General features: G+C 71.8%; 15 protein-coding genes. 9 read left to right on the forward strand and 6 right to left on the reverse strand.

Features of this window, described 5'->3' with window-relative positions:
• Nucleotides 1-103 precede the first annotated feature (103 nt).
• Entirely contained in the window at nucleotides 104-469 is a 366-nt protein-coding gene (locus NRY95_12890) for a DUF6164 family protein (protein UYC14640.1), read from the reverse strand.
• A 67-nt stretch (nucleotides 470-536) separates the two neighbouring features.
• Between NRY95_12890 and NRY95_12895 the strand changes: the two genes are divergently transcribed.
• From NRY95_12895 to NRY95_12905, 3 genes are all read left to right on the forward strand, one after another.
• Nucleotides 537-980, forward strand: a complete 444-nt coding sequence (locus NRY95_12895) for an FKBP-type peptidyl-prolyl cis-trans isomerase (protein UYC14641.1) — start codon at nucleotides 537-539, stop codon at nucleotides 978-980.
• Between the two features lie 13 nt (nucleotides 981-993).
• On the forward strand, nucleotides 994-2253 hold the full coding sequence (locus tag NRY95_12900) for a TIGR03862 family flavoprotein (protein UYC14642.1): 1260 nt from the start codon (nucleotides 994-996) through the stop codon (nucleotides 2251-2253).
• Nucleotides 2254-2372: 119 nt separating this feature from the next.
• Nucleotides 2373-3824, forward strand: coding sequence for a serine hydrolase (locus tag NRY95_12905; protein ID UYC14643.1), 1452 nt, complete (start codon nucleotides 2373-2375; stop codon nucleotides 3822-3824).
• Between the two features lie 145 nt (nucleotides 3825-3969).
• Here NRY95_12905 and NRY95_12910 read toward each other — a convergent pair whose 3' ends face one another.
• From NRY95_12910 to NRY95_12925, 4 genes are all read right to left on the reverse strand, one after another.
• Nucleotides 3970-6156 (reverse strand): diguanylate cyclase, encoded by a 2187-nt coding sequence (locus NRY95_12910; protein ID UYC14644.1) that lies wholly within the window; start codon nucleotides 6154-6156, stop codon nucleotides 3970-3972.
• Nucleotides 6157-6379: 223 nt separating this feature from the next.
• Nucleotides 6380-6907, reverse strand: a complete 528-nt coding sequence (locus NRY95_12915) for a GNAT family N-acetyltransferase (protein ID UYC14645.1) — start codon at nucleotides 6905-6907, stop codon at nucleotides 6380-6382.
• Nucleotides 6904-8526 carry an FMN-binding glutamate synthase family protein gene (locus NRY95_12920; protein ID UYC14646.1) on the reverse strand — a complete coding sequence of 541 codons (1623 nt, stop codon included), beginning with the start codon at nucleotides 8524-8526 and terminating at the stop codon, nucleotides 6904-6906. The genes NRY95_12915 and NRY95_12920 overlap by 4 nt, the downstream gene beginning before the upstream one ends.
• Nucleotides 8527-8653: 127 nt before the next feature.
• On the reverse strand, nucleotides 8654-9946 hold the full coding sequence (locus tag NRY95_12925) for a nucleotide sugar dehydrogenase (GenBank protein ID UYC14647.1): 1293 nt from the start codon (nucleotides 9944-9946) through the stop codon (nucleotides 8654-8656).
• A 314-nt stretch (nucleotides 9947-10260) separates the two neighbouring features.
• Between NRY95_12925 and NRY95_12930 the strand changes: the two genes are divergently transcribed.
• Nucleotides 10261-10584, forward strand: coding sequence for a transposase (locus NRY95_12930; protein ID UYC14648.1), 324 nt, complete (start codon nucleotides 10261-10263; stop codon nucleotides 10582-10584).
• 16 nt (nucleotides 10585-10600) lie between these two features.
• A complete protein-coding gene (locus tag NRY95_12935; protein UYC14649.1) occupies nucleotides 10601-10777 on the forward strand; it encodes a hypothetical protein in 177 nt (58 codons plus the stop codon).
• A gap of 135 nt (nucleotides 10778-10912) precedes the next feature.
• Here the strand turns inward: NRY95_12935 and NRY95_12940 are convergent, their stop codons facing one another.
• Nucleotides 10913-11893: a LacI family transcriptional regulator gene (locus NRY95_12940; protein UYC14650.1), complete on the reverse strand. Its 981-nt coding sequence runs from the start codon at nucleotides 11891-11893 to the stop codon at nucleotides 10913-10915.
• A 158-nt stretch (nucleotides 11894-12051) separates the two neighbouring features.
• Here NRY95_12940 and ptsP point away from each other — a divergent pair, with 158 nt between their 5' ends.
• The 4 genes from ptsP (at nucleotide 12052) to NRY95_12960 (ending at nucleotide 18717) form a co-directional block, all read left to right on the forward strand.
• Nucleotides 12052-14571 carry a phosphoenolpyruvate--protein phosphotransferase gene (gene ptsP / locus NRY95_12945; protein ID UYC14651.1) on the forward strand — a complete coding sequence of 840 codons (2520 nt, stop codon included), beginning with the start codon at nucleotides 12052-12054 and terminating at the stop codon, nucleotides 14569-14571.
• Nucleotides 14568-15521: a 1-phosphofructokinase family hexose kinase gene (locus NRY95_12950; GenBank protein UYC14652.1), complete on the forward strand. Its 954-nt coding sequence runs from the start codon at nucleotides 14568-14570 to the stop codon at nucleotides 15519-15521. The genes ptsP and NRY95_12950 overlap by 4 nt, the downstream gene beginning before the upstream one ends.
• 109 nt (nucleotides 15522-15630) lie before the next feature.
• Nucleotides 15631-17358 carry a fructose-specific PTS transporter subunit EIIC gene (locus NRY95_12955; GenBank protein UYC14653.1) on the forward strand — a complete coding sequence of 576 codons (1728 nt, stop codon included), beginning with the start codon at nucleotides 15631-15633 and terminating at the stop codon, nucleotides 17356-17358.
• A 93-nt stretch (nucleotides 17359-17451) separates the two neighbouring features.
• Nucleotides 17452-18717: a carbohydrate porin gene (locus NRY95_12960; protein ID UYC14654.1), complete on the forward strand. Its 1266-nt coding sequence runs from the start codon at nucleotides 17452-17454 to the stop codon at nucleotides 18715-18717.
• Nucleotides 18718-19277: the final 560 nt, after the last annotated feature.

Here is a 19277-nt window from a genome sequence, read left to right on the forward strand (position 1 = left end):
GAGGCCCCATGCGCCGCCTGAGTCGCCGAGCGACGATCCGTCCGGGACACGCCCAGCCACGTCACCCCGGTTGCCGCGCCCCTCCCAATCGTGCCGGCTGGCTTCAGCCGCGCAGCAGGAAGAACGGCAGCAGCACCAGCGAGGCGATCAGCAGCATGCCCAGCAGCGTCGCCAGCACGAACAGCGGACGCCGCCGCAGCAGCGTGGCGAAGGTCTCGGCGCTGCCGTCGCGCAGCGCCGCGGCACGCTCGGCGCGGGCGCGTTCGCCGCGCTGCGCCTGGTAGTCGGCCAGCAGCGCCTTGGCCCGCGCCTGCTCGGCGTCCTCGCGCAGCCACACGCCGCCGGCGGAAATGCCGAAGGTGCCGGGGCGGGTCTCGTAGTAGTCGATGCGCGCGGCATCGAGCAGCGCACGCACCTCGGCGAGCTCGTCGTCGGGCACGTGGCGCAGGTTGAGCAGCAGTTTGGCCATGCGCCGATGATAGCCGCTGCGGCGATGCGCTACCCTTGCACGCCCTGTTCGCCCATGGATGAACCGCATGCGCCGTGCCCTGTTGCTGTTGAGCCTGTCGTTGCCGGCCTGGCTGTTGAGCGGCTGCACGCCGCCGGGTCCGCCGCCGGGCGGAAGCATCGCCACGTTCCAGATGATCGACGAGCAGGTCGGCAGCGGCGCCGAGGCGCGGCCCGGCAACCAGGTGACCGTGCACTACACCGGCTGGCTGTACGACGAGACCGCCAAGGACCAGCATGGCGAGAAGTTCGACGCCTCGGCCGACCACGGCCAGCCTTTCAGCTTCACCCTTGGCGGCGGCCAGGTGATCCGCGGCTGGGACGAAGGCGTGGCCGGCATGCGCGTGGGCGGCAAGCGCAAACTGATGCTCCCGTCGGAATACGGCTACGGCGCCAGTGGCGCCGGCGGGGTGATTCCGCCGAACGCCTCGCTGGTGTTCGAGGTGGAACTGCTCGACGTCAAGCCGCGTTGAGCCGTTGCCGCCGATGTCCGCCAGCAAGCTTGCCGCCGCCGTGCGCGGCCGCATCGCCATCGTCGGCGGCGGCCCCGCCGGGCTGATCGCCGCCGAGACCGCGCGCGCGGCCGGTGCCGAGGTCGACGTGTACGAGGGCAAGGGCTCGGTCGGGCGCAAGTTCCTGATCGCCGGCAAGGGCGGGCTCAACCTGACCCACTCCGATCCGTTCGCGCTGTTCGTGTCGCGCTACCGCGAGCGTGCCGCGCAGGTCGGCGACTGGCTGGCCGACTTCGATGCAGACGCGCTACGCGCCTGGGCGCAGGCGCAGGGCGTGGAAACCTACGTCGGCAGTTCCGGCCGCGTGTTCCCGCTGGACCGCAAGGCCGCGCCGCTGCTGCGCGGCTGGGTGCGGCGACTGAAGGACGCCGGAGTGCGCTTCCACGTGCAGCAGCGCTGGCTGGGCTGGGACCGCGACGGCGCGCTGCGCTTCGCCGGCGCCGACGGCGAGCGCCTGGTGCATGCCGATGCCTGCGTGCTGGCGCTGGGCGGCGGCAGCTGGCCGCAATTGGGGTCCGACGGCGCCTGGCAGGACACGCTGCGCGCGCGCGGCGTCGACCTCGCGCCGCTGCAGCCGGCCAACTGCGGCTTCGACATCGCCTGGAGCGCGCATTTCCGGCAACGCCATGCCGGCGCGCCGCTGAAACCGGTGATCGCGCACTGGCGCGATGCGCAGGGATGCGAACACGCCCTGCAGGGCGAATGCGTGGTCGGCGAGCACGGCATCGAAGGCAGCCTGGTGTATGCGCTGGCGGCGGAGCTGCGCGAGGCCATCGCCGCGCACGGCGCGACCACGCTGTGGCTGGACCTGGCGCCGGGGCGCGAGCTGGCGCGGCTGCAGGCCAAACTGGGCAAGCCGCGCGGCGGGCGCAGCTTCGGCGAGCACCTGCGCCGCCAGGCCGGCATCGACGGGGTCAAGGCGGCGCTGCTGTTCGAGATCCTGGGCAAGCAGGCCGGCGACGATCCGGCGCGTGCGGCGGCCACGCTGAAACGGCTGCCCTTGACCCTGCTGCGCCCGCGTCCGCTGGCCGAGGCGATCAGCAGCGCCGGCGGCGTGCGCCTGGAAGCGCTGGACCCGGCGCTGATGCTGCGCGCCCTGCCCGGCACCTTCTGCGCCGGCGAAATGCTCGACTGGGAAGCGCCGACCGGCGGCTACCTGCTCAGCGCCTGCTTCGCCAGCGGCCTGCGCGCCGGGCGTGGCGCGGTGGCGTGGCTGCAACGGACGACGGGCTGAGCGGCATCGGCCGCAAGGGGCGCCGGAACGGCCAATGACCTTCGGGCCTGTCGGCCATGCCGCGGCGTGGCATATCCATGCGGTGGCCGCCGCAACGGCGCCATCGACCCGGAGCACGTATGCGCCTGCTGACCCTTCTCGCACTCGGTGTGGTGAGCTGCAACATCGCCGGCGCCGCGCCGCCGGCGTCCTCCGCGCAGATGCGGCGGGTGGAAACCGGCCTGTTGCCGGCCGTCGTGGTGCAGGACCAGGCCGCCACGACGCTGTCGCTGCGCGAGCAGATGGACGCCTTGCACGTGCCGGGCGTGTCGATCGCGGTGATCCACGGCGGCCGCGTCGACTGGGCCAAGGGGTACGGCGTCACCGCCGCCGACGGTGCCCCGGTCGACGCCAGGACCCTGTTCCAGGCCGGCTCGGTGAGCAAGCCGGTCGCGGCGATGGCGGCCTTGAAGCTGGTCCAGGACAAGCGCCTGGCGCCGGATGCGCCGGTCAACGCGCTGCTGAAGACCTGGAAGCTGCCCGACTCCGTCTACACCCGCGATCATCCGGTCACGCTGCGGCAACTGCTGTCGCACAGCGCCGGCACCAGCGTGCACGGCTTCGACGGCTATGCCCAGGGCGCGGCGGTCCCGACCCTGCAGCAGGTGCTCGACGGCCAGGCGCCGGCCAACTCGGCGCCGGTGGTGGTGGATGCGCCGGTCGGCGAACGCTACCGCTATTCGGGAGGCGGCTATACGGTCATGCAGCAGTTGCTGATCGACGTCGGCGGCAAGCCGTTCCCCGACCTGCTCCGTGACAGCGTGCTGGCGCCGCTGCGGATGGAGGCCAGCGGCTATACGCAACCCTTGCCGGCGGCGGTGCTGGCCAGGGCGGCGCAACCGCACGACGCCATGGGCCAGCCCATCGCAGGCGGCGCGCATGTCTATCCGGAACTGGCCGCCGCAGGGCTGTGGAGCAATGCCGAGGACCTGGCGCGCTATGCGCTGGAGCTGTGCGCGGCCAGCGCCGGACATGGCCGCGTGCTGTCCGCGGCCAGCGTGCGCGACATGCTGACCCCGGTGCGCGGCGACTACGGGCTGGGACTGCAGATCGGCGGGCACGGCGCGCGCCGCTACGCCTATCACGATGGTTCCAATGCCGGCTACAAGGCCACCCTGGTCGTCTATCCCGACCGCTGCGACGGCGCGGTGGTGCTGAGCAACGGCGACCAGGGCTACCAATTGGGCCTGGAAATCGTCCGCGCCGTCGCCGCAGCCTACGACTGGCCCGACTTCCGGCCGATCCAGCGCCAGGCCGCCAGCGTGGACATCGCCGTGCTGCGCCGCTTCGTCGGCCGCTTCGCCATTCCCGAGCTGGGCACGTTCGACATCCGCGAAGCGGCTGGCGGCCTGCAGGTCGAACTGCGCAAGGACCAGGCCTACCCGCTGATTCCCTCGTCGGAGCATGCGTTCTTCCTCAGCGCGCAGGACATCGTGATCCGCTTCGACGCCGGCCAGGCCGACCTGGGCACGATCGACGCCGGAAGCTTTCATGCGCCGTTCCGCCGGGTGCCGGCCGACAGCGCACGCTGAGGCGCGCGAGTGCGATGGGACGGACCGCGCCGTGTTCGGGCGCGTCCGCGGCAGGCAGGCACGAAGACCGACAAGCGCGCCAACAATGGCGCCCCCCGGCGCGCTGATCGGGTCGCCGTGCCCCGCCCCATCGCGCCGCCGCGGATCAGAGGTCGGCGATCTGCACGCGCCGCTGCGGATCGCGCTTGGCGCTGTACATGGCCTCGTCGGCACGCTGGATCAGCAGGACCGGGTCGAATTCCGGGCCGGTCTGCAGCGCGATGCCGATGCTGGGCTGCAACGGCAGGCGCTGCCCGTCGACCACGCAACCCTCGCGCGCGGCGGCCAGCACCCGCGCCGCCGCCGCGTGCGCTTCGCCGCGGGCGTCGGCCAGCTGGTCCAGCAGCACCACGAACTCGTCGCCGCCCAGGCGCGCGATGAAATCCTCCTCGCGCAGGCAGGCCTTGAGCACTCGCGCGAAATGCACCAGCACCGCGTCGCCGGCGTGATGGCCGAAACGGTCGTTGACCGTCTTGAAATCGTTGAGGTCCAGGAACATCACCGCCACCTGGTCGGCACCGCGGCGGCCGGGCTGGGCCAGGGTCCGGCGCAACGTCTCGTTCCACGCCATGCGGTTCGGCAGCCCGGTCAGTTCGTCGCGCAGCGCGCGCGCTTCCATCAGCCGCGCCAGTCGCGTCTGCCCGGTGATGTCGCTGATCATGATGTGGAAGCCGGGGGGCGCCGGCGCCATGGAATCGTCGGGCACGTAGCTGGAGTGCATGACCCGCAGTTCGCCGGCCGCATCGCGCAATTCCGTATCGAAGTGCTGCGCCTCGCCGTCCAGCACCCGCTGCAGATATGGCCGGATCCTGTCCATGTGCTCGGCATCCAGCAGCTCCGGCAGGCGCCGGCCGACGATCGCCGCCGGCGCCATCGCGAACCAGTCCGCATAGGGCTTGTTGACGAACTGATAGCACAATTGGCTGTCGACGTAGGCGATCAGGGTCGGCGCGTTGTCGGCGATGGTGCGCAGCTGCGATTCGCTCTGGCGCAGGCGCGCCTCGGCCAGGTGCTGCTCGGTGACGTCCTGGATCTGCGCCACGAAATGCAGCGGCCGCTCGTGTTCGTCGCGCACCAGCGACACCGCCTGGCGCGTCCACAGCGTGGCGCCGTCGCGGCGCAGGTAGCGCTTGTCCAGGTGATAGCCGCTGCGTTGCCCGGCCACCAGTTCGGCCGCCAGCGCCAGGTCCGGGGCGACATCCTGCGGATGGCTGAGCTGGCGGAAATCCAGCGCCAGCAGCGCGTCGCGGTCGTAGCCCAGCATCGCGCACAGGGCGTCGTTGACCTCGAGCCAGCCGCCCTGCAGCGACACCAGCGCCATGCCGTGCGCCGCCGCCGAGAACGCGCCGGAGAAGCGCTGTCCGGCCAGCAGCGCGGCGCGCGTGGCCTGGCGCTCGACGGTGACGTCGCGCATCACGCAGACCGCGCCCAGCGCCTGGCCGTCGGCGTCGTGCAGCCGCTCGGCGCTGCACAGCACGCTGCGCGGCGGCTGTCCGGCGGCGGCGACGACGATTTCCGCATCGCGCACCGATTCGCCGCGCCAGGCGCGGAACAGCGGGATCCGTTCGCGCTCGAGCAGGCGCTGGCCGTCCGCGTCGAACAGGTCGAAATACTGCGCCCACTGCGCCGGCGGCAACGCGCGCGGATCGGTGCCGTGCCAGGCGCGCGCGACCCGGTTGAACTGGGACAGCGTGCCGTCGGCAGAACACGACACGACCGCGTCGGGCACCGTTTCCAGCAGCAGGCTCAGCATCTGCGCCTGGGTCTGGGCGATGCGCGCGTCGCGGCGCGCCTCCAGCTGCATCGTCACCTGCGCGGCCAGGCGCCGCAGGCCCTCGCGCTGTGCCGTGCCCAGCTGCCGCGGCATGGTGTCGATCACGCCCAGGCTGCCGTAGAGATGGCCGCCGCTGCCGCGCAGCGGCATGCCCGCATAAAAACGGATATGCGGCGCTCCCTGCACCAGCGGGTTGCCGGCGAAGCGCGGATCCTGCAGCGCATCCGGCACCTCCAGCAGTTGCGGCGACAGCAGCGCATGCGCGCAGAACGCCAGCTCGCGCGGCGTCTCCGACACGTCCAGGCCGCGGCTGGCCTTGAACCACTGGCGGTGTTCGTCGATCAGTGTGACCAAGGCGATCGGCACGTCGCACAGTTGGCTGGCCAGCCAGATCAGGTCGTCGAACACCGGCTCCGGCGGCGTGTCCAGCATGCCCAGTTCGGCCACCGCGCGCAGCCGCTCCAGTTCGTCGGCAGGCAACGGCGCGGGAATGAAGCCGAGGGGCGGTCGCTGGGGCATGCGCGGCAAGCGGGATGGGGAGCCGGTCACGATAACTGGCCGCGGGCGGCGATGGCAGTCGCACGATCGCGGTTGGCGACGTGCACCACGCATTCGGCGCGCAGCGCGGGTGTCGCGGCAGGTGGCGTGCTGCGGTGCAAGCAGTGCCTGCGCAGCGGGGTGGTCGGGGGCATCACGCCCGGGCCGGCCGCCGCGCAGCTCCAGGCAACCGCCGCAGGCGCCGCTAGACGGCGGCTTGCGGCATGCCTGCCTGCGCCTGTGCGGGGTGCTTTTCCATGTACACGCAGGCCAGCGCGATGCCGCTGGGATGCGCATAGCTGCCCTGCTGCAGCACCGCGTAGCCCTGGGCCCGATAGAACGCGACCGCGTTGAGTGCGGCGGCCAGGTGGATGCGCGCGCCGGGCACCAGCTTGGCTTCGAGCGCCTGCAGCAGGCGTCGCCCCAGTCCGCTGCCGCGCACGTCGGGATCGACGAACAGGCCATCGATCTCGCTGCCGGCCAGATCGGCCACGCCGACGCCGAGCAGGCGCCCGCCGGCGTCCTCGGCGAGCACCGCGCCGCCGCTGGCGATCAGCTGCGGATACGTCGCCGGCGCCGGCGCCGCCGCCCAGGCCGCGATCACCTCGGGCGGATAGTGCGTGCTGCACACCTGGCGCACGCAGCGGGTGCGCAGCGCCCACATCGCGGCGATGTCGGCGTGCCGCGCCGCGCGCAAGGCGACGGCGCCCGGCGGAGGCGCGGCGGCACTCATCGCGACTTGCTGTCGCGCAGGCTGCGGATCCGCGCCGGCGGCTGGAACGAATCGCTGCGCGCATCGGCCCAGTACTCCTGGAACACGGCATGGTCGGGCAGCGTGCGCAGCAGCTCGCCCGGTTCCAGGTAGCGGTACAGCGAGGCCAGCGAACGGATCTCGACCTGCGAGATGCGCCGCAGGATGTGCTCCGGCCCCAGTTGCGACGGATCCGCCAGGCCGGCGGCGCTGAGCAGTTCGCGCAGCGCGCGCAGGGTGTTGGCGTGGTAGTGCTCCACCCGCACCGCCTTGTCGGTGGGATCCAGGTGCTTCCAGCGGCGCTGGTCCTGGGTGGCGATGCCGGTCGGGCAGCGGTCGCTGTGGCAGCTCAGCGACTGGATGCAGCCCAGCGCGAACATGAAGCCGCGCCCGGCGTTGCACCAGTCCGCGCCCAGCGCCAGGGTGCGCGCGATGTCGAACGCGCTGGTGATCTTGCCGGCCGCGCCGAGCTTGATCCGGTCGCGGATGTCCAGCCCGACCAGGGTGTTGTGCACCAGCAGCAGCGCCTCGTGCATCGGCACGCCGACATGGTCGATGAACTCGGCCGGCGCAGCGCCGGTGCCGCCCTCGGCGCCGTCGATGACGATGAAATCCGGGTACAGCCCGCTTTCCTGCATCGCCTTGGCGATCGCGAACCACTCCCACGGATGCCCGATCGCCAGCTTGAAGCCGCTCGGCTTGCCGCCGGACAGTTCGCGCAGCCGGGCCACGAACTGCAGCAGCTGCAGCGGCGTGGAGAACGCCGAATGCCGCGACGGCGACACGCAGTCCTGGCCCATCGCCACGCCGCGGGTGGCGGCGATCTCGGCGCTGACCTTGGCCGCCGGCAGCACCCCGCCGTGGCCGGGCTTGGCGCCCTGCGACAGCTTGACCTCGATCATCTTCACCTGCGCCAGGGTCGCGTTGGCGACGAAGCGCTCCTCGCTGAAGCGTCCGTCCGCATCGCGGCAGCCGAAGTAGCCCGAGCCGATCTCCCACACCAGATCGCCGCCGCATTCGCGGTGATACGGCGAGATCGAGCCTTCGCCGGTGTCGTGGTAGAAGCCGCCGCGGCGCGCGCCTGCGTTGAGCGCGCGGATGGCGTTGGCCGACAGCGCGCCGAAGCTCATCGCCGAGATGTTGAACACGCTGGCCGAGTATGACTGCGCGCAGCCGGCGCCGATGGTGACGCGGAAATCGTGATGCGCGATCTCGCTGGTCGCCAGCGAGTGGTTGATCCACTCGTAGTCGGTGGCGTAGGCGCTGCGCAGGGTGCCGAACGGCACCACGTCCATGACGTTCTTTGCACGCTGGTAGACCAGGGCGCGCTGCTGGCGCGAGAACGGCGCCTCCTCGATGTCGCTCTGCAGGAAATACTGGCGCATCTCCGGGCCGACCGATTCCAGGCCGTAGCGGAAGTGGGCCAGGATCGGATAGTTGCGGCGCAGCGTGCTGCGCGTCTGCAGCAGGTCCCAGGTGCCGAGCAGCGCCAGGACCGCGAAGGCCGCCACGCCCCAACCCCACGACGGCCAGATCGCGCACAGGGCGATGGACAACGCCAGCAGCACGCAGCTGGCGACATAGGCTAGGTAGCGGTGCATCGCGTTCCTCGCGGAAGTCGGAAGCCGGGAAGTGTAGGCGTTGCAGGCCGGCAATGGCGCTGGCGCAGCCTGTCGCCCGCTTGGGCGGCATACAGCTTGGCGGTGTACAGCGTCCGCCGTTTCGCCGTTACAGCCGGTCGTCCACCGCCTCGCGCGGCCACACCGATTTCACGTCGTAGACCACCAGGTTCGGCGTGCCCAGCGCGCGGATCCGCGCGGCATCGAAACCGCGGTATTCGTCGTGCGCCACCGCCAGCACCACCGCGTCGTAGCGGCCGGCGACCGGTGCCGGCAGCAGTTCCACCCCGCCATGTTCGCGCGCCAGCTGCGGCTCGGCCCACGGGTCGCAGGCATCGACCCGCGCGCCGCTGGCGGCCAGCGCCTGCACCAGCTCCAGCGCGCGGCTGTTGCGCAGGTCCGGGCAGTTCTCCTTGAAGGTGACGCCGAGCACCAGGATCGTGGCCGCGGCCATGGCCACGCCCTTGTCCGCCAGCAGCGCCTGCACCCGCGCGGCGACATGCGCGCCGACCCGGTTGTTGACCTGGCGCGCAGTGTGGATCAGGTCCGGGTGGTAGCCCATGCTCTCGGACTTGTGCAGCAGGTAGTACGGATCCACGCCGATGCAGTGGCCGCCGACCAGCCCGGGGCGGAACGGCAGGAAGTTCCATTTGGTGCCGGCCGCTTCCAGCACGTCCCGGGTATCGATGCCGAGGCGGTCGAAGATCAGCGCCAGTTCGTTGACCAGGGCGATGTTCACGTCGCGCTGGATGTTCTCCACCACCTTCGCCGCCTCGGCCACACGGATCGACGGCGCGCGCCAGGTACCGGCGGTGATGATGCTCGCGTACAGCGCATCGACCGCATCGGCAGCCGCGGCGCTGGAGCCGGAGGTGATCTTGCGGATGTCGGCCAGGCGCCGCTGGCGGTCGCCCGGGTTGACCCGCTCCGGGCTGTAGCCGCAGTGGAAGTCCTCGTTGAAACGCAGGCCCGAGCCTTGTTCCAGCAGCGGCACGCACACCTCTTCGGTGGTGCCCGGATACACCGTGGATTCGTAGATCACCAGGTCGCCGCGCTTGAGCACGCCGGCGAGCAGTTCGCTGGCCTGGCGCAGCGGCTGCAGGTCGGGCTGCTCGTAGGCGTCGATCGGGGTCGGCACGGTAACGATGTAGACGTTGCGGTCGCGCAGCGCGGCGGCATCGTCGCTGTAGCGCAGGTGCACGCCGGCACGCAGTTCGTCCGGTTCCATTTCCAGGGTCTGGTCGTGGCCGTCGCGCAGCTGCGCCACGCGCTGCGCGTCGATGTCGTAGCCGAGCGTGTCGTAGCGCGCGCCGAACGCCACCGCCAGCGGCAGGCCGACATAGCCCAGGCCGATGACGGCGATGCGCAGTTGCGCGGGATCGAACACGATATCGACGGGCATGCCGTTCCTTTCAGGGCGCCGCGGCGGCGGCGTGCGCCGTCGATGCGGGTGGTCGCGGAAGTGCGGATGTCCGCGGCGCGGACCTGCGGCCATGGTAAGCGGCGCGGCGGCACGCTCCAAGCGGGCACTGCCTTCACGCACGACGTGCCTATCATTGGCCCATCGCACCCACCGTCCCGCCAGCCTGTCGCGGTTCTTGCCACGGCCGCGACGCCGATGTGACCTGGCGTTTACGCCTTACGCCCTAGTCTGGCGAAGCGCCTCCGCGCAGTTCCCAGAACAACTCCCTCATTACTACTACAGGAGATCCTGCCGTGAGCCACGCTCCGTGCCTGCTCGTGGATGTCGAAGCCGAACTGGCGCATTGGAAGGTGCTGCACGGGGAAGGCAAGCTGGGGCCGCAGTCCTTCAGCGAGCATGCGCGTTTGATCAAGATGGCCTGCGATGTGTTCCTGCAGCTGCCGCGCGAGTCCAACGAGGTGCGCATGCAGCGCCTGCGCCAGCGCTACGACGCCGAACATCCGTGGCCGCGCATCGCCTGGAACGATGCCGAAGCCTTCGTACTGGCCTGCTGGGCCAGGCTCGACGGTTCCGAGCGGCGCGATACCCAGCCCGATCCTGCCCCTGTCCCCGCCTGACCCTGGAGACATACCCATGTCCAACACAGCCAATCGCGAGAACGCGGACAGTGCGCAGCAGCGCGGCCACACGCCCGACAAGCTGCGCAACGACGCGGCGCAGTGGAAGGACCGCGACCAGCCGGACAGCGACCCCGGACGCGACCACGCCGATCCGGAACACGACTACCCGCGGCCGGACGGCAGCGAGTAGGCAGACACACCGCCGGCGGCACAGCGCCAGCGATTCCAGACTGCAAGCGCCGGGCGGCGCGCTGCGGCTCGCGCATCGACGCTCGCGCCACCGCGCCAGCGTCCGACCCTCGGCGCGCCCCGCGACGCCACGCCCTCAGCGCAGGCTGGACCCGCGCACGATGCAGCGCCCGCTCAGCACCACCTTGCGCATCGGCAGGGTCGGCGCATTCAGCCGCTCCAGCAGCAGCGACATCGCGGTGCGGCCCATGTCTTCCACCGGCTGTTCGATCACGGTGATGCCCGGCTCGACCAGGTCGGTCCAGCTCTCGTTGTCGAACCCGGCCAGCGCCAGATCCTGCGGAATGCGCAGGCCGGCGCCGCGCGCGGCCTTCAGCGCACCCATCAGCAACAGGCTGTTGCTGGCCACCAGCGCTTCGGGGCGCTTGGGCTGCGCCAGCCAGGCCTGCACTTCGGCGGTGGCCGCCTCCGCGCTCGGCGCCACCTCGCGGTAGCTCGGCGCCAGGCCGTGCGCCTGCATCGCCGCCAGATAGCCGTCGCGGCGCTCGGCGGCGGTGCTGCTGGTCCTGCCGAACAGCCCGCCGATGCGCCGGAAACCGCGCTCGGCCAGGTGCTCGATCAGGCTCGCCATCGCCGCGGCGTTGTCCAGCACCACGCTGTCGTGCACGCCGGCCTTGCCGGCGCGATCGATCAGCACCACCGGATAGTCGAAATTCAGCTTGGGCAGCTGGCTCTGGGTGGTGCGGGTCGGCGCGAAGATCAGCCCGCTGACCCGTTCTTCCTGCATCAGTTGCAGGTACAGCGCCTCGCGCTGCGGATCCTCGTCGGTGTTGCACAGGATCACCCGCATCCCGGCGCGGTAGGCCACGTCCTCGACCGCGCCGATCGCCGCGGTGAAGAACGGGTTGCGGATGTCGGCCACGATCAGCCCGACGATCCCCGAATGCTGCGAACGCAGGCGCCGCGCCATCAGGTTGGGCCGGTAGCCGGTCTCGCGCACCGCCGCCTCGACCCGCGCCCGCACGTCCTCGCTGACCGGACCGTGGCCCAGCGCGCGCGACACGGTCGAGGTCGACACCCCGGCCACCCGCGCCACGTCATGGATGCTGACCGTCACTGGCAACGTTCCCGCAAAATTCCCACTGCAACCCCCTTCCAAGTGGCCGGATTCGATAGTAGCACCAGCATTTCCCGAATAAATTGTGCAGTGCACATTGACGCGACAGTGGGAACGTTCCCACACTGCGCCCACTCGCCGCCCCAGACCCTCGAAGGATGCCCCGCGTGACCCAGACGAATCCCCCCGTATTGGTCGCCAGCGAACTGGTCCGCGTCAACGTCCAGGTCCGCGACAAGGCCGACGCCATCGCCCAGGCCGCGCAGCTGCTGGTCGCCGCCGGTTGCGTGCCGCCGGCCTATGCGGCCAGCATGCTGCGCCGCGAGGCCCTGGCCAACACCTTCCTCGGCCACGGCGTGGCGATCCCGCACTGCACCGGCGAGGACCGTCACCTGGTCCAGCGCGACGGCATCGCGGTGCTGCAGATCCGCGACGGCGTGGAGTGGAATCCCGGCCAGACCACCCATCTGGTGGTCGCCATCGCCGCGCAGTCCGATACCCACATCACCTTGCTGCGGCGCCTGACCCGGCTGATCCAGGACCAGCCGCGGCTGGACGCGCTGTTCGCCAGCGACGACCCGCAGGCGATCGTCGACGCGCTGAGCCAGGATGCGGCCGTCGCGGCGAGCGGCGCCCCGGTCGCCGACCTCGGCGAGCGCTTCGACTGGACCGTCACCTACCCCACCGGCCTGCATGCGCGTCCGGCCACGCGCTGGGTGGAGACCGCGCGCGGTTTCGCGGCCAGGATCCAGGTGCGCGCCGGCGAGCAGACCGGCGATGCCAAGAACCTGGTGTCGCTGCTGCAGCTGGGCATGCATGCCGGCGACACGGTGACCATCTCGGCCGAAGGCCAGGACGCCGCCGCCGCGCTGGCGCGGCTGCGCAGCGTCATCGATGGCCTCACCGCGCAGGAAAAAGCCGATGCGCAGGCGGCCGCGCAGCGCCGTGCCGCGCCGGTCGCCGGCTGGACCCCGCCGCAGGCGCAGCCGGCCATCGTCGGCATCGGCGCCAGCCCCGGCCTGGCGATCGGCGTGGTGCACAAGCTGGCCGGCAACGACGGCCCGGTGCCGGACGCGCCGGTGCCGCTCAGCGACGGCGGCGCGCTGCTGCACGACGCCTTGCTGCGCACCCACCAGCAACTGCAGGCGATCGAGGACGACACCCGGCGCCGGCTCGGTGCCGGCGATGCGGCGATCTTCCGCGCCCAGGCCGAACTGCTCAACGACACCGACCTGATCACCCTGGCCTGCCAGCTGATGGTCGAAGGCCACGGCGTGGCCTGGTCCTGGCAGCAGGCGGTCGAGCGCATGGCCAACAAGCTGTCGGCGCTGGGCAACGCGGTGCTGGCCGGACGCGCCAGCGACCTGCGCGACGTCGGCCGCCGGGTGCTGACCCAGATCGACCCGAGCCTGGCCAGCGGCAGCCTGGAGCACCTGCCCGACCGCCCCTGCATCCTGCTCGCCAGCGACCTGTCGCCGTCGGACACCGCGCACCTGGACACCAGCCGCGTGCTCGGCCTGGCCACCGCGCTGGGCGGGCCGACCTCGCATACCGCGATCCTGTCGCGCACCCTGGGCCTGCCGGCGCTGGTCGCCGGCGGCGCCGACCTGCTCGACCTGGACGACGGCGCCACCGTCATCGTCGACGGCAACAGCGGCCGCCTGTACCTGGCGCCGTCGGAGGCCGACCTGGCCTCGGCCCGCGCCTACATCGAGGAACAGCGCCAGCTGCGCGAGCGCGAGGCCGAGCAGCGCAACCAGCCGGCGCAGACCCAGGACGGCCACCGCGTGGAGATCGGCGCCAACGTCAACCTGCCCGAGCAGGTGCCGATGGCGCTGGCGCAGGGCGCCGAGAGCGTCGGCCTGATGCGCACCGAATTCCTGTTCCTGGAGCGCGGCAGCACGCCGAGCGAGGACGAGCAGTACGCCACCTACATGGCGATGGCCAAGGCGCTGGACGGGCGTTCGCTGATCGTGCGCGCGCTGGACATCGGCGGCGACAAGCAGGTCGCGCACCTGAACCTGCCGCGCGAGGACAACCCGTTCCTCGGCGTGCGCGGCGCGCGCCTGCTGCTGCGCCGCGCCGACCTGCTGCAACCGCAGCTGCGCGCGCTGTACCGCGCGGCCAGGGACGGCGCCAAGCTGGCGATCATGTTCCCGATGATCACCTCGGCGGCGGAGATCGTCGCGCTGCGCGCCGAGTGCGAACGCCTGCGCGCCGAGCTGGACGCGCCGGAAGTGCCGCTGGGGATCATGATCGAAGTGCCGGCGGCGGCGATCCAGGCCGACGCGCTGGCGCGGCATGCCGACTTCTTCTCGATCGGCACCAACGACCTGACCCAGTACACGCTGGCGATCGACCGGCAGAACCCGGACCTGGCCGCCGAGGCCGACAGCCTGCACCCGGCGGTGCTGCGCCTGATCCGCACCACCGTCGAGGGCGCCGCGCGCCACGGGCGCTGGGTCGGCGTGTGCGGCGGCCTGGCCGGCGATGCGTTCGGCGCGGCGCTGCTGACCGGGCTGGGCGTGCACGAGCTGTCGATGACCCCCAACGACGTGCCGGCGGTGAAGGCGCGCCTGCGCGGCAGCCGCCTGGACGCGTTGCAGGCGCTGGCGCAGCAGGCGCTGGACTGCGAAAGCGCGGCCGACGTGCGTGCGCTGGACGGAGCCGGCGCATGAGCGTGCAGGCCGTCAGCGTCAGCCTGAATCCGGCGATCGACCTGACCGTGGCGATCGACCGGCTGCAGCCCGGGCAGGTGCATCGCGCGCGCAGCGCGCACGCCATCGCCGGCGGCAAGGGCATCAACGTCGCCGCCTGCTTGGCCGATGCCGGCGTCGCCACCGCCGCGCTCGGCGTGCTCGGCGCCGGCAACGCGCACCTGTTCGAGACCCTGTTCGCCACCCGCGGCATCGACGACCGCTGCCTGCGCGTGCCCGGCGACACCCGCACCAATCTCAAGCTGGTCGCCGCCGACAGCGGCGACACCACCGACATCAACCTGCCCGGCCTGCCGCTGGCCGCGGCCGAACTGCACGCGGTCGGCGCGCGCCTGGCCGGGCTGCTGCGTCCGGGCCTGCCGGTGGTGCTGACCGGCAGCCTGCCGGCCGGCCTGGCCGACAACAGCTGGCGCGTGCTGCAGGCGCAGGCCGCCGCCGCCGGCGCACGGGTGCTGCTGGACACCAGCGGCGCGCCGCTGCGCGAAGCGCTGGCCGCGCCGCGCGCGCAGCTGCCGTTCGCGATCAAGCCCAATCGCCACGAACTGGAAGACTGGGCCGGCACGCCGTTGCGCGCGACCGCCGAACTATTGGCGGCCACCCGTGCGTTGCTGGCCAGCGGCATCGCCCTGGTCGTGGTGTCGCTGGGCACCGACGGCGCGCTGTTCGTGCGCGGCGAGCAGGCGCTGCTGGCGCGCCCGCCGCAGCTGGCCGGCGGCAGCAGCGTCGGCGCCGGCGATGCGATGGTCGCCGGCCTGGTCGCGGCGCTGCTGGCCGAGGCCGACCTGGCCACCTGCGCGCGCCAGGCCACCGCCTTCGCCGTGGCCACGCTCGGCAGCGGCGCCGCGCGCCGGCTGCCGCACGACCAGGTCGACGGCATCGCTGCCGCGGTCCGCATCGAGTCGCTGCAATGAACGCGCCGAACGCCATGTCCTCGCACGCCACCTCGTCGAACTCCACGTCGTCGAACTCCACGCCGCCGCCATCGCGCGCGGCGTCCCCCTGCGTCCATCGGGAGCAAGCATGAATCCTATCTTCGTGGTGATCGTCGCCGGCGAGCGCAGCACCGAAGCCGTCCTCGCCGCCGAAGCCCTGCGCCATGCGGCCAGCGCGCGCGGCGCGGTCGTGCATGCCGAGGTGCGTACGCCGCAGGGCGTGATCGCGCCGCTGGACCTGGCCGCGGCCGGCAGCGGCTATCCGCTGCTGCTGGTCGGCGACGGCGATGCCGATGCGGCACGCTTCGCCGGCGCCGCGCCGCGGCGCGCCAGCCTGGATGCGGTGCTCGACGATGCCGACGGCGTGCTCGCGCCGCTGCTGGCCGCGGCCGATGCCGCGCCGACACCTAGCGCCAGCGCTGCCACGCAAGCAGGGGGTCGCAAGCGCATCGTCGCCGTGACCTCCTGCCCCACCGGCATCGCCCACACCTTCATGGCCGCCGAAGGCCTGCAGCAGGCGGCCAAGACCCTGGGTCACCAGATCCGGGTCGAAACGCAGGGCTCGGTCGGCGCGCAGGACACGCTCAGCGACGCCGAAATCGCCGACGCCGACCTGGTGCTGATCGCCGCCGACCGCGAAGTGGACCTGTCCCGCTTCGGCGGCAAGCGCCTGTTCAAGAGCGGCACCAAGCCGGCGATCAACGACGGCCCCGGGCTGATCCGCAAGGCGCTGGCCGAGGCCGGCGTGCACGCGGTCAGCGGCAACGGCGCCGCAGCGGCGAGCAGCGAACGCGGCAAGTCCGCCGGCCCGTACAAGCACCTGATGACCGGCGTGTCGTTCATGCTGCCGTTCGTCACCGCCGGCGGCCTGCTGATCGCGCTGGCGTTCGCGCTGGGCGGCATCTACGCCTTCGACGACGCGCACAAGGGCACCCTGGCCTGGTCGCTGTTCCAGATCGGCGCCAAGGCCGGTTTCACCCTGATGGTGCCGGCGCTGGCCGGCTACATCGCCTACTCCATCGCCGACCGCCCCGGCATCGCCCCCGGCATGATCGGCGGCATGGTCGCAGCCAACCTCGGCGCCGGCTTCCTCGGCGGCATCTTCGCCGGCTTCATCGCCGGCTACGGCGTGGCCGCGCTGAACCGCGCGATCAAGCTGCCGCGCACGCTGGAAGGGCTCAAGCCGGTGCTGATCCTGCCGGTGCTGGGCACCCTGCTGGTCGGCCTGACCATGCTGTACGTGGTCGGCCAGCCGGTCGCCGAAGCGCTGGCCTGGCTCACCGACTGGCTGCGCGGCATGCAGGGCAGCAGCGCGGTGCTGCTGGGCCTGCTGCTGGGCGCGATGATGGCCTTCGACATGGGCGGGCCGGTCAACAAGGCCGCCTATGCGTTCTCCACCGGCCTGATCGCCAGCCAGGTGTACACGCCGATGGCCGCGGCGATGGTCGCCGGCATGACCCCGCCGCTGGGCATCGCCCTGGCCACCTGGGTGTTCCGCAACCGCTTCACCCGCGAGGAGCGCGGCACCAGCGCCGCCACCGGCGTGCTCGGCCTGGCCTTCGTCACCGAAGGCGCGATCCCGTATGCGGCGCGCGACCCGCTGCGCACCATCCCGGCGCTGATGCTGGGCTCGGCGCTGGCCGGCGCGATCTCGATGGCCGCCGGCGCCGAACTGAAGGTCCCGCACGGCGGCGTGTTCGTGCTGCCGATCCCCAACGCGGTGACCCATCTGGGCATGTACCTGATCGCCCTGCTCGCCGGCACCGTGCTGACCGCGCTGGCGCTGCGCGTGCTGAAGAAGCCGGTCGCCGAATAAGTCCTGCGCCGGCGTGCCGCCGGGGGCGATGCCCCCTCCCCCCGTCGCCCGCGGCGACGCGCCGGCCTCCATCACACCCCAGGAGTCCCTGCCATGTCCCTTCCCCTCACCCGGCGCCTGTCGCTCACCGCCCTGGCGCTCGCGCTCGCCCCGCTGGCCCACGCCCAGGACGCCAGCGACGCGTTCAAGCTCAAGCTCGCCTACACCGGCGAGGCCGCGGTCTCGCTGGACGGCGGCAAGGAACAGGGCAGCGCCTACGCCGGCCAGCTGATGCTCGGCACCGACGTCGACCTGCAGCGGCTGATGGGCTGGAACGGCGCCACGCTGAAGGTCTATGCGATCAACCGCCACGGCACCAACCTGGCCAACAGCGACATCGGCAACAGCACCTCGGTGCAGGAAATCTACGGCGGCCAGGGCACGCGCCTGGCCAACTTCACCCTCGAGCAGAAGCTGTTCGACGACCGCCTGGAACTGGAGGCCGGACGCAGCGTGGCCAACATCCATTTCCTCGGCTCGGACCTGTGCGGCTACTTCCAGGGCAACTCGGCCTGCGGCAACCCGACCTTCGTGTTCCGTACCAGCAACTTCACCTACTGGCCGGTGTCCAGCTGGGCCGCGCATGCCAAGGCCTGGGTGACCCCGAACGTGTACGTGCATGTCGGCGCCTACGAGGTCAATCCGACCCAGGCCGAGGACGGCGAGCACGGCCTGAACTGGAGCACCCGCGACCGCACCGGGGTGATCGTGCCCTACGCGATCGGCTACAAGACCGAAGCGGCCAGCGTGCGCTTCCCGGCGATGTACGAACTGGGCGGCTGGCAGGACAACTCCGACTACACCGACCCGCTCACCGACCGCAACGGCAACCCGGCGCGGCTCAGCGGGCTGGACTACGCCACCCGCAACGGCCGCTCCGGCGCGTTCTTCCGCTTCGAGCAGCAGGTCACCCGCCCCGATGCCGACAGCGCGCGCGGGCTGGTGCTGTTCGGCTCGGTGCTCAAGGGCACCTCCGGGCAGCTGATCGAGGACCACTTCCTGGAGCTGGGCCTGGTCCAGCGCGGCACCTTCGCCAGCCGCGAGCAGGACAACATCGCCTTCGTCGTCACCCAGCAGCGCTACAGCGACGACGCGCTGGAAGACCTGCGCCTGGCGCGCGCCGCGGCCGGCGGCAGTGGCACCCCGCACAGCTCGCAGTACATGATGGAACTGAGCTACGGCATCCAGGTCACCCCGCAGCTGCGCATCGCGCCGAACCTGCACTACATCGTGCATCCGGACCAGTTCAACGACCCGTCGCGGACCCGCGACCTGCCGAATGCGCTGGTCGCCGGCATGCGCGTGGATTGGGCGTTGTAGGCCGGGATTGGGGATTGGGGATTGGGGATTCGCCGGCCTCGACGGACGCTGACGGCGGCATTTGCCGGCCGCGGCGTTTCCACCGCTCACGGGCAACGGATCGCCGCGATGCAAGGCGGCAGGATCGAAGCGGCCGCGATGGCGGCGATCCTGTCTAGCCAACCAAGCAGCGGTCCGGCGGATCTCGCGAGGTGAAAGGACGGCCAGGCGGGCGGTTGCACCGCCAGGCCGCAAGAGCGTCCAGGCGACGCCGATTCCTGCATCGGTCGACCGGCACCGGCGCCGCCGGGCCGGTGTTCCGCGCAGGCGAGGCAAGGAACCATGCGCACGAACGCACGACGCCCCGGCATGCCGGGGCGTCGTGCGTTCGGTCCGTGTCACTCCGCTCGCATGCACGCGCGCCGGTCCGTCGGCGCATGCGGGAACGAAATCAGGTGGCCGGCGAATCGAGATCCGTTCGATTCCGTGCAAGCGCGCATCCCTGGCGCGGGAGCGATGACGTTGCCGGCGAACACAGGATGCCTGTGGCCACGTGACGGCGCGATCGGTCGATGCCGTGT

Source organism: Xanthomonas campestris pv. phormiicola, from assembly GCA_025666215.1.
GTDB lineage: Bacteria > Pseudomonadota > Gammaproteobacteria > Xanthomonadales > Xanthomonadaceae > Xanthomonas_A > Xanthomonas_A campestris_A.